7 protein-coding genes are annotated in these 10667 nt (G+C 71.0%); 4 read left to right on the top strand and 3 right to left on the bottom strand.

Going from position 1 to position 10667, the window contains the following annotated elements; translation table 11 throughout:
• The first annotated feature begins 45 nt into the window (after positions 1–45).
• Genes Tfont_RS03710 through Tfont_RS03700 form a run of 3 tightly spaced genes read left to right on the top strand, consistent with a single transcriptional unit; the run spans position 46 to position 3637 of the window.
• Positions 46–1005, top strand: coding sequence for a TAXI family TRAP transporter solute-binding subunit (locus Tfont_RS03710; protein ID WP_068610766.1), 960 nt, complete (start codon positions 46–48; stop codon positions 1003–1005).
• A gap of 7 nt (positions 1006–1012) precedes the next feature.
• Positions 1013–3073: a TRAP transporter permease gene (locus Tfont_RS03705; protein WP_143968430.1), complete on the top strand. Its 2061-nt coding sequence runs from the start codon at positions 1013–1015 to the stop codon at positions 3071–3073.
• A 9-nt stretch (positions 3074–3082) separates the two neighbouring features.
• Positions 3083–3637: a DUF1850 domain-containing protein gene (locus Tfont_RS03700; protein ID WP_143968429.1), complete on the top strand. Its 555-nt coding sequence runs from the start codon at positions 3083–3085 to the stop codon at positions 3635–3637.
• Here the strand turns inward: Tfont_RS03700 and Tfont_RS03695 are convergent.
• Both Tfont_RS03695 and Tfont_RS03690 read right to left on the bottom strand, forming a co-directional pair.
• Positions 3603–4571: an alpha-E domain-containing protein gene (locus Tfont_RS03695; RefSeq protein ID WP_143968428.1), complete on the bottom strand. Its 969-nt coding sequence runs from the start codon at positions 4569–4571 to the stop codon at positions 3603–3605. The two genes, Tfont_RS03700 and Tfont_RS03695, sit on opposite strands and share 35 nt — an antisense overlap.
• Positions 4572–4605: 34 nt before the next feature.
• Positions 4606–6060: a circularly permuted type 2 ATP-grasp protein gene (locus Tfont_RS03690; protein ID WP_143968427.1), complete on the bottom strand. Its 1455-nt coding sequence runs from the start codon at positions 6058–6060 to the stop codon at positions 4606–4608.
• A 192-nt stretch (positions 6061–6252) separates the two neighbouring features.
• Between Tfont_RS03690 and Tfont_RS03685 the strand changes: the two genes are divergently transcribed.
• On the top strand, positions 6253–8163 hold the full coding sequence (locus Tfont_RS03685; protein WP_185974463.1) for an EAL domain-containing protein: 1911 nt from the start codon (positions 6253–6255) through the stop codon (positions 8161–8163).
• Here the strand turns inward: Tfont_RS03685 and Tfont_RS03680 are convergent.
• Positions 8079–10577: a DNA internalization-related competence protein ComEC/Rec2 gene (locus Tfont_RS03680; RefSeq protein WP_143968425.1), complete on the bottom strand. Its 2499-nt coding sequence runs from the start codon at positions 10575–10577 to the stop codon at positions 8079–8081. The two genes, Tfont_RS03685 and Tfont_RS03680, sit on opposite strands and share 85 nt — an antisense overlap.
• Positions 10578–10667 lie beyond the last annotated feature (90 nt).

Here is a 10667-nt window from a genome sequence, read left to right as displayed (position 1 = left end):
TGACGGGCGCGCGGGCGGTCGCGCGCTACCAGCAGAGGAGACCCCATGCGCATGATCCGCCAACTGGCCGCCGCCCTGGGCATCGGTGCGGCCTTGGTCGCCGGCACCGCCGCCGCCCAGTCCACGCAGTTCGTCAACGTCCTCACGGGCGGGCAAAGCGGCGTTTATTACCCCGTCGGCGTCGCGCTGTCGCAGATCTACGCCAAGGAGATCCCCAACGCCCGCAGCACGGCCCAGGTGACGCGCGCCTCGGCCGAAAACCTCAACCTGCTGCAATCGGGGCGCGGCGAAGTCGCCTTCACGCTGGCCGATGCACTGTCCGACGCCTGGAAGGGCAATGAGGAAGCCGGCTTCAAGCAAAAACTCGACAAGCTGCGCGGCGTCTCGGGCCTGTACAACAACTACATCCAGATCGTGGCCAACGCCGACTCGGGTATCCGCACCCTGGCCGATTTGAAGGGCAAGCGCGTCTCGGTCGGGGCGGCGCGCTCCGGCACCGAGCTCAACGCGCGCGAGATCCTCAAGGCCGCGGGCCTGTCCTACAGCGACCTGGCCAAGGTGGAGTACCTGCCTTTCGGCGAATCGGTGGAGCTGATGAAAAACCGCCAGCTCGACGCCACGCTGCAGTCCGCGGGCATGGGGGTGGCCTCCATCCGCGACCTGGCCACGGCGATCAAGATCGTGGTCGTCCCCGTGCCGGCCGATGTGGTGGCCAAGGTGGGCGACCCGGCCTACCAGCCCGCGGTCATTCCGGCCAACACCTACATCGGCCAGACCGCGGATGTGCCGACGGCGGCCATCCCCAACTTTCTGGTCACCCACGCCGGCGTGCCCGAGGATGTGGTCTACCGCATGACCAAGGCGATGTACGACAACCTGGACACCCTGTACGCCGCCCACAACGCCGCGCGCGCCATCAAGCGCGAGAACGCGCTCAAGGGCATGCCGGTGCCGCTGCACCCGGGCGCCGAGCGTTACTACCGCGAGGTCGGTCTGCTGAAGTGATCGCCGCATGAACGCCGCCACGGACACCCCGCCGGCGGCCACCCCCTCCCATCGGGCCGACCTGCGCGGCCCGATTTTTTGGGTGGCCCTCGCCTTCGCCGCTTTCCAGCTCTGGATGGCGGCCTTCCATTCCCTGTCCAGCCAGGTCATCCGGGCCATGCACGTCGGCTTCGTGCTGTGGCTGGTGTTCCTGCTGTATCCGCCGTTCCGGCAGCACCCGGGCTGGCTCGGTCGGGCCGGACGGGCCCTGGGCTGGGGCCTGGGCCTTGCCGGCCTAGGCACGGGGCTCTACCAATGGGTGTTCGAGGCCGACCTCACCCAGCGCGCCGGCGAACTGGCGGGTTGGGACTGGTGGGTCGGCATCGTCGCGATCGCCCTGGTCTTCGAAGCGGCCCGGCGCGTGATGGGCTGGGGTTTGCCCATCATCTGCGCGGTCTTTCTGGCCTATGGCGCGTTCGGGCAACACCTGCCGGGCGCGCTGGCCCACCGCGGCTACGACTGGGAGATCCTCATCGCCACGCTGGGCTTTGGCACCGAGGGGATCTACGGCACACCGACCTATGTGTCGTCGACCTACATCTTTCTGTTCATTCTGTTCGGCGCGTTTCTGGAGCAGGCGGGCATGGTGCGGCTGTTCACCGACTTTGCCATGGGGACGGTGGGCCACTCGCGCGGCGGGCCGGCCAAGGTGGCGGTGATCTCGTCGGGCCTGATGGGCACGATCAACGGCTCCGGCGTCGCCAACGTGGTGACGACGGGGCAGTTCACCATCCCGCTGATGAAGCGCTTTGGCTACAGCCCGGCGTTTGCCGGCGGCGTCGAGGCCACCTCCAGCATGGGCGGACAGATCATGCCGCCGGTGATGGGGGCGGTGGCCTTCATCATGGCCGAGACGATCAACGTGCCCTATCTGGCCATCGTCAAGGCGGCGCTGATCCCGGCGATCCTGTACTTCGTGACGGCGTTTTGGATGGTGCACCTGGAGGCCGGGCGCAAGGGCCTGATGGGCCTGCCCCGGGAGCAGTGCCCCGATCCGTGGGCCGCGGTGCGCGAACGCTGGCACCTGCTGCTGCCGCTGGCCTGTCTGGTCGCGCTGCTGTTCTCCGGCTACACGCCGATGTTTTCCGGGACGGTGGGGCTGGCCCTGACGGTGGTGCTGATCTTTGGGGCCGCGGTGATGCAGGGCGTGCGCGGACTGCCGCTGCGGGTGCTGTTCTGGGTGCTGCTGGCGCTGGCGTGCAGCGGGTTCTTCCGGTTTGGGGTGGGGACCTTTTTCGTGGTGACGGCGGCGCTGGTGGGGCTGACCTATGTGCTGCGCGTCGGGGCGGATGCCCGCTGGACGGCGCTGCAAGCGCTGGTGGACGGCGCGCGCCATGCGCTGCCGGTGGCATCGGCCTGCGCGCTGGTGGGGGTCATCATCGGCGTCATCAACCTGACGGGCGTGGCGGCCGAAATCGGCGGGCACGTCATCGCTATCGGCCGGGACAACCTGCTGCTGGCCCTGTTTTTGACCATGCTGACTTGCCTGGTGCTGGGCATGGGCATCCCCACGATCCCCAACTACATCATCACCAGCTCGCTGGCGGCGCCGGTGCTGCTGGAGCTGGGCGTGCCGCTGATCGTGTCGCACATGTTCGTGTTCTATTTCGGCATCATGGCCGATCTGACACCCCCGGTGGCGCTGGCTGCGTTTGCCGCAGCCCCGATCGCCCGCGAGTCGGGCTTGAAGATCAGCCTCAATGCCGTGCGGATCGCCGTGGCCGGGTTCGTGGTGCCGTATATCGCGGTGTACAGCCCGGCGCTGATGCTGCAGGGCGACCCGACCTGGCTGGCCGTCGTGTGGGTGGTGTTCAAGGCGCTGGTGGCCATCGGCCTGTGGGGCGCGGGGGCGATCGGCTTTTTGTGGGGCCCGCTGGCGTGGTGGGAGCGGGTCTGGGCTATCGTCGCGGCCAGCCTGCTGGTGATGGCACTGCCGGTCACGGACGAAGCCGGTCTGGCGGGCACCGTGGCGTTGCTACTGTGGCACGGCCTGCGCCGGCGCCGCCGCCCGCCGGTGCGGGCGGGTTGAGCGGCGGCCATGGCCGGGCCCACTGCCTGGGCGCTGTGTCTGCTGTGGGCGGCCTCGGCCGCGGACCTGCCACCGACGGACGGGGGGCCGCCGCTGGGGGCCGAAGTCGTGCTGCCCGCGCGCACCCTGACGCTGGCGTGGACGCATTCCATCGAGCGCGTGCGGTGGGAGGAGTCCTACGCCCTGCTCGCCCCCACCGACACCGGACAGCGTTGTGCCCCCGCGCGGGACGGTGCCCTGTGCCCGCTGTGGGCCCGGGTGCGGGGTTCGGGCGCGGGGATGGAGCCGGCGCCGGACGCCGTGTGGCGCGATGGCGGCTATGAATGGTCGCCGCCCCCCGTCGCCCTGCCCGCCCTGCGGCTGATGCACTCGGCCTACACGGCCGACTACACGCTGTGCCTGGACGGCCGGTGCCGGCCGCTGCGCGAGTGGGCCGGCCCAGTCCCGTCCGGCGCCAGCGCGTCCGACGCTGGCGCGGTGCGGCTGCGCCCGTGCCGGGTGACCGGCGACGGCCCGGCGAGCGGGGGCGTCAGGCCGACACGGGCAGCAAAAAGGTCTGACTGATGCGCGTGCCCAGCGCGTTGACCCGCTCCAGAAACTGCGTCAGGAAGGCGTGCAGGCCATTGGCCAGAATCTCGTCGATGCGGGCGAAGCGCAACTCGGCGCGCAGCCGGCCGGCGTGGCGCTCGGTCTCGGCCGAGTGGTCGTTGCGCACAGCCTCCAGGTTGCGCACCACCTCGTCCAGACAGGCCGTCAGGCTGCGCGGCATGTCCCCGCGCAGGATGAGCAACTCGGCCACCCGCTCGGGCGTGATCACGCTGCGGTAGACCTTGCGGTAGATCTCGAAGGCGCTGACGCTGCGCAGTATGCTGCTCCAGTGGTAGAAGTCCAGCGTCGGATCGGCGGCCGACAGGGGGCCGGCGGGTGTGGCCACCTCGGGCGCCGCGGCATGGAACTTGACGTCCAACATGCGCGCGGTGTTGTCGGCCCGCTCCAAAAACGTGCCCATGCGCAGGAAGTGAAAGGCCTCGTCCTGCAGCATGGTGCCGTAGGCCACCCCGCGCGAGACGTGCGAACGGAACTTGACCCACTCGAAAAAATGCCCCGGATCGCGCTCGAAGTCGCCGGCGCGCAACAGGCGCTGCAGTTCCAGCCAGGTCTGGTTTTGGGTCTCCCACATCTCGGTGGTGAGCACGCCGCGCACGGCACGGGCGTTTTCCCGCGCCGCGCGCAGGCACGAGAAGATGCTCGACGGGTTGTGCTCGTCGCGCACCATGAAGTGCAGCACGTCGCGCGCGCTGATCTCGCCATACTGGTATTGGTAGGCGGGCATCAGCTCGCTGATGCGCAACAGCCCCTCCCAGCCTTGCCGCGCCACCGCGTCGGACTGCGGCAGCAGCGAGGTTTGATAGTGCACGTCCAGCATGCGGGCGGTGTTTTCGGCGCGTTCGGTGTAGCGCGCCATCCAGAACAGGTGATCGGCGGTGCGGGACAGCATGTCGGCCTCCAGAAAAATCGGGCAAGGGTTGGGGTCAGGCTTCCAGCACCCAGGTGTCCTTGGTACCGCCGCCCTGCGACGAGTTGACGACCAGCGACCCCTCGCGCAGCGCGACGCGCGTCAGGCCCCCGGGCACCATCTGCACGGTCTTGCCGGACAGCACGAAGGGGCGCAGGTCGATGTGCCGCGGCGCGATCCCCTGCTCGACATAGGTGGGGCAGGTGGACAGCGAGAGGGTCGGCTGGGCGATGTAGTGGTCGGGGCGGGCGCGCAGCGCCGCGCGGAAGTGCTCGATCTCCGCCGCCGTGGCCGCGGGGCCGACCAGCATGCCGTAGCCACCGGCGCCGTGCACCTCCTTGACGACCAGCTCGGGCAGGTGGTCCAGGATGTAGGCCAGGGCCTGCGGATCGCGCCCCAGGTAGGTGGGCACGTTGGCGAGGATGGGCGACTCCCCCAGGTAGAACTCGATCATCTTGGGCACGTAGGGGTAGAGGGATTTGTCGTCGGCCACACCGGTGCCGATCGCATTGCACAGGGTCACGTTGCCGCGGCGGTAGGCGTCCAGCAGCCCGGCGCAACCCAGGGTGGAGTCGGGCCGAAACGCCAGCGGATCCAGAAAATCGTCGTCGATGCGGCGATAGATCACATCCACCCGCTGCGGACCGCGCGTGGTGCGCATGTAGACGAAGCCGTCGCGCACGAACAGGTCCTGGCCCTCCACCAGCTCCACCCCCATCTGCTGGGCCAGGAAGGCGTGCTCGAAATACGCGCTGTTGTAGATGCCCGGCGTCATGACGACGACGGTCGGCTCGGCCGTGTGGCTGGGGGCCACGGCGCGCAGCGTCTCCAGCAGCAGGTCCGGGTAGTGCGCCACCGGGGCGACGCGGTGGTCGCGGAACAGCTCGGGGAACAGCCGCATCATCATGTTGCGGTCCTCGAGCATGTAGCTCACCCCGGAGGGCACACGCAGGTTGTCCTCCAGCACATAGTACTGGGCTTCGCCCGCGCCGCCCGGTATGGGTGCACGCACGATATCGATGCCCGCAATGTGGGCATAGACGCCCATCGGCACGTCAACGCCCACCATTTCGGGGCGAAACTGGGCATTGCGCTCCACCTGCTCGCGCGGCACGACGCCGGCGCGCAGAATCTCCTGCCCGTGGTAGATGTCGTGGATGAAGCGGTTGAGCGCCGTCACCCGCTGCACCAGCCCGCGCTGCAACAACTGCCATTCGTGCGCGGGGATCACGCGGGGGATCAGATCGAAGGGGATCAAGCGCTCCGTGCCCGCGCCGTCCTCGTCCTTGTCGCCGTAGACGGCAAAGGTGATGCCGACGCGGCGAAAGATCATCTCCGCCTCCTCCCGGCGCGCGGCCATGCGCTCCGGCGGTTGCTGGGCCAGCCAGCGGGCATAGGCGGCGTAGTGGGGGCGCACGCCGCCGTCGGCGGCGGTCATTTCGTCGTATCCGGTGCGGGGGGCTGGGGTCATGGTCGGGTCCCTGGGCGTTTGCGGCGCGGAACGAAGCCGGCGCTCGCCCCGCGGTCTGCAGTCCATGGTAGCAAGGCGCGGGCCAGCCGGCGCACCGGGTGAGGGTCCACGCAACGGCGCGCCGGCCCACCGTGACGTGTCACCAAGCGGTCACAGACGGCCGGTACGCTGTGGCGCTCTGCCATGAACGCCATGGATACGCCCATCCTGACCCTGCCCGGCGCCTCGGCGCCACCCGACCCGCACAGCGTGCGCACCCTACTGCGCGCGGGCACGCTGCACATGCACCTGCAACCCATCGTGGACGCCGCGGCGCGCCGCGTCGTCGGACACGAGGCCCTGGTGCGCACACCCGCCGGCTGTGCCTGGCGCACCCCGGATACGTTGTTTGCGGCCGCCCGGCGCGAAGGCTGCACGCTGGAGCTGGAACACGCCTGCCTGGTCGCGGCCTTGGCGCGCCGCCACGACACGCTCGGGCCCGGGCCCGGACAACTGTTCGTCAACCTGAGCGCGCAGGCGCTGGTGCACGGTGCGCTGCGCGTGGGTGGGGGGCCGGGCGCGGCGGATCCGCTGCAGACGGCGGGGCTGGACCTGGCCGGTGTGGTGCTGGAGCTGACCGAGCATGAGCGGGTGCACGACCTGGCCGCGGTGCAGGAGGCGCTGTCGGTCTGGCGTGCCGCGGGCGCCGCGCTGGCGCTGGACGATTTTGGCGACGGGCGCTCCAGTCTGCGGCTGTGGTCGGAGCTGCGCCCGGAATACGTCAAGATCGACAAATACTTCGTGCGCCGGGTGCACCAGGAGGGCCACAAGCTCAAGACCCTGCGCGCACTGCAGCAACTGGCGGACACCTTTGGCTCGCGCCTGATCGCCGAAGGCGTGGAAGAGGCGGATGAACTGATGGTGCTGCGCGATCTGGGAATCCCGTTCGTGCAGGGCTATCTGCTGGGGCATCCGCGCACCGAGCCCACGCCCGACGTGCCCGCGGCGGCGCTGGCGGTGCTGGACAGCCGCGAGATCGCCGTGCTGCCGGAAGACCGCCCCGTCATCCACCGCGGGCTGACGGCCCACACCCTGCTGGTCGATGCGCCGGCCCTGCCCGCCGACGCCACGCACGAGGACGCGCTGGAGCTGTTTCACCACCACCCCGAGCTGGAGGCTGCGGCGCTGGTGGCCGGCGGCTACCCCGTCGGCCTGATCGCCCGGCGCACGCTGCAGGAGCTGTCGATGCGGCGCTACTTCCGGGATTTGTATGGCCGGCGTCCGTGCCTGCTGCACGCCAGCGCCGACCCGCTGTGCGTGGATGTGCACACCCCCATCGAGCAGCTCACGCAGGTGCTGACCTCGCCCGATCAGCGCTATCTGCGCGACGGCTTCATCATCACCGAAGGCGGCCGCTACCTGGGTCTGGGCACGGGCGAGCAGCTCGTGCGCCGCGTGACCGAGGCGCGCATCGAGGCCGCCCGCCACGCCAACCCGCTGACCTTCCTGCCCGGCAATGTGCCGCTGACCCTGCACATCGAGCGGCTGCTGGACCACGGCGAGGCCTTCACCGCCTGCTATGCGGATCTGAACCACTTCAAGGCCTTCAACGACCACTACGGCTACTGGCGCGGCGACGAGATGATCCGCCTGCAAGCCCGCTGCTTGACAGGCGCTTGCGATCCGCGGCGGGACTTCATCGGGCACGTCGGCGGTGACGACTTCGTGCTGCTGATGCAAAGCGCCGACTGGCACGCCCGCCTGCTGGCGGCCGTGGAGCGCTTCAACCGCCTGGCCCGCGATCTGTACGACCCAGCGGCCCGGCAGGCCGGTGGCATTCTGGCCGAGGACCGGCACGGGGTGATGCGCTTTCACGGCTTGACGACCGTGAGCATCGGCGTGGTGCGCGTCTCCCCCGGCCGCTACCGCAATGCCGAGCAGGTGGCCAGCGCGGCGGCGGCCGCCAAACACCTGGCCAAGCAGGCCGAGCGCGGCATCCATGTGGTCGCGGAGGAGCGGGAGACCGCCCCGGCCGGCGGTCAATCCGCGCCGGCGTCCGACGCCGCATCGGCGCGGGGATTTTCGGTGCCGGCGGCGCCCGCGTGTGGCACGGCGTGCCAATAGCGCGGTGCTCGGGCCCGTTCGCAAGCCAGGGTGGTTGGCTCTGCGCTGCGCCAGGTGACCGCCCCGCAGGTCGGGGTATCCGCCCAGGGAATGCCGCGCGCCTGCAGCCGCTGCAGGACCGCCGGGTGCGGATGGCCATAGCGGTTGCGCCAACCCGCCTGAATGACCACCGCGCGGGGGCGAAGCGCATCCAGCCAGACGGCCCCCGTGGAGGTGCGGCTGCCGTGGTGCGCCGCGACCAACAGACCGGTGCGCAGTGTCGGATCGGCCGCGACCAGAGCCGCTTCCTCCTCCTGGCGGATATCCCCGACCAGCAGGGCCGCGCGCTCGCCCTGACCGATGCGCAGCACGCAGGAGCGGGCGTTGTCGCCCCCCTGTCGCGGCGGGACCCAGTCGGGCGCTGGCGGGTGCAGAAATTCGAAAGACACACCGTCCCACGCCCACGACACGCCGGCGGCGCACGTGTGCACCCGGCCTGCATGCCGCGCCCCGGGGTCGAAGGACGCCCACCAGGTCGCGGTGGGGAAGGCCTGGGCCAGCGTCGCCAGTCCACCCGCGTGGTCGCTGTCGTCATGGCTGATGACGACCGCGTCGGGCACGCTGCCCAGGGCGCGCAGCCACGGCAGCAGCACGCGCTCGGCCGCATCGCTGCGCGCCATCGGCGGGCCGCTGTCAAACACCAAGGTGTGGCGGGCGGTGCGCACGATGGCGGCACTGCCCTGCCCCACGTCGGGCAGCAGCACCTCGAACGCCCCCGGCGGCGGCGTGGCGGGCCGGAAAGCCAACACGGGCCACAGCAGCCACAGCCCCCACACCCGCCAGCGCCACGGGGCGCGCCACACCAGCAGCACTGCCCCGGCGCAGGCGGCCACGGCCAACGGCAAGGGCGGTGCCGGCCGCTCCCACACGGCCATGGGCCACGCCGCCAGCCAGCGCAGGACGGCCAGCAGCGCCTGGGCCAGCCACGCGGCGGCGTCCCACAAGGGCGCCACCGCGACACCCGCCAGCGCCACCGGCGTCAAGGCCCATGTCACCCAGGGAATGGCGATCAGATTGGCCAGCAGGCCGATGACGGACACCTGGCCAAACAACAACAACGTCAGCGGCGCCAGCGCCACGGTGATGACGGCCTGCACCCGCAACAGCCCCATGACCGCATGGCGCAGGCGCTGCCCCAGACCGGTGGGTTGCCACGCCGCCCCGCCCTGGCCAAACAGCACCGCCACGGCAACGAAGCTCAGCCAAAAGCCCGGCTGCAACAAGGCCCAGGGATCGAGCACCACCGCCACCACCATGGCGGCCAACCAGGTCGCGCCCCACGGCCAGCGTCGCCCGCTCAAGCGCAGGGCCACGACCAGCGCGAGCATGCTCACCGTGCGCTGGGCGGGCACGCCCCAGCCCGCGAACAGGGCATAGGCCGTGGCCAGTGCCACGCCCCCCACCCCCGCGGCCACGGGCACCGGCCAGCGCAACAGCACGGAGGGCCAGCGCCGCCCCACGCCCCGCCAGACGAGCCCCGCCGCCACGGTGGCGATCACCGCGAACATCGTCACGTGCAGGCCCGAGATGGAGACCAAATGGGCCACGCCCGTGGCGCGGATCGCGGCCCACTCCGCGGCAGGGATCGCCCCCTGGTCGCCCGTGACCAAGGCCGCGACCAACCCGACCGCCGCCGGCTCGTGTCCGGGCTGGAGCCGCTCCACGATCGCATCGCGCACCATCGTGCGGGCCCGCTCCACCGGGTGGCGCCAGGGATCGTCGGCAAGGCGGCGCGGAGCCTCGTGCCGCCCGCCCTCCAACACGCTGCCCGTGGCGACGATGCCCTCGCGCCACAGCCAGGCTTCGGCATCGAAGCCATGCGGATTGGCCAGCCCGCGCGGCGCGCGCAAGCGCAGGCTGCCCTGCCACGTCTCGCCAGGCAGCACCCGCGGCATGGCGGCTTCGCCGCGCACGGCACCAAACGGCCGCCAACTCAGTCGGATCGTGCCCCGAATCGGCAGGTCGTGGCCGTCGCGCGTGCGGGCCTGCAGCAGCTGGGCCTCGAATGCCACGCTCTGGACGCCACGGCCGGGCATGGCCGTCACCCGCCAGACGGCCTGCACGAGGGCACCGTCCGCAGCCGGCGGCAACGCCTGCGCGGCAAACCCGACGGCCCGCCCGCCCGTGGCGGCGAAGGCCAGCGCGGCCGCGACCGGCAACCAACCCCACCGGCTGCGGGGCCAGTATCGCATCGCCCGCATCAGCCCGACGCCCGCCATCAACGCCAGCAGCGCCAGCGCCCCGTAACCCGAAACCGGCCAGAGCGACGCCTGCGTGAGCTGCAACGCCGTCCCCAGCACCCAGCCCAGCCCGGCCGGCCCCCAGGCCCGGCGGACGGCGGCCGCCCCCGCTTGGGCCCACGCGCCCTCCAGCATGGCACGATCTTTGCTTGGTTCTATCGCGGGCGGCCTCGAATGCGCCCGATGCCCGATCGGCATGTCCCCCTCCCTGTTCTTCCCTTCGCC

Source organism: Tepidimonas fonticaldi (assembly GCF_007556755.1).
GTDB lineage: Bacteria > Pseudomonadota > Gammaproteobacteria > Burkholderiales > Burkholderiaceae_C > Tepidimonas > Tepidimonas fonticaldi.
The sequence above is the reverse complement of the archived record's forward strand: the minus strand, read 5'-3'. Positions and strand labels throughout refer to the sequence as shown.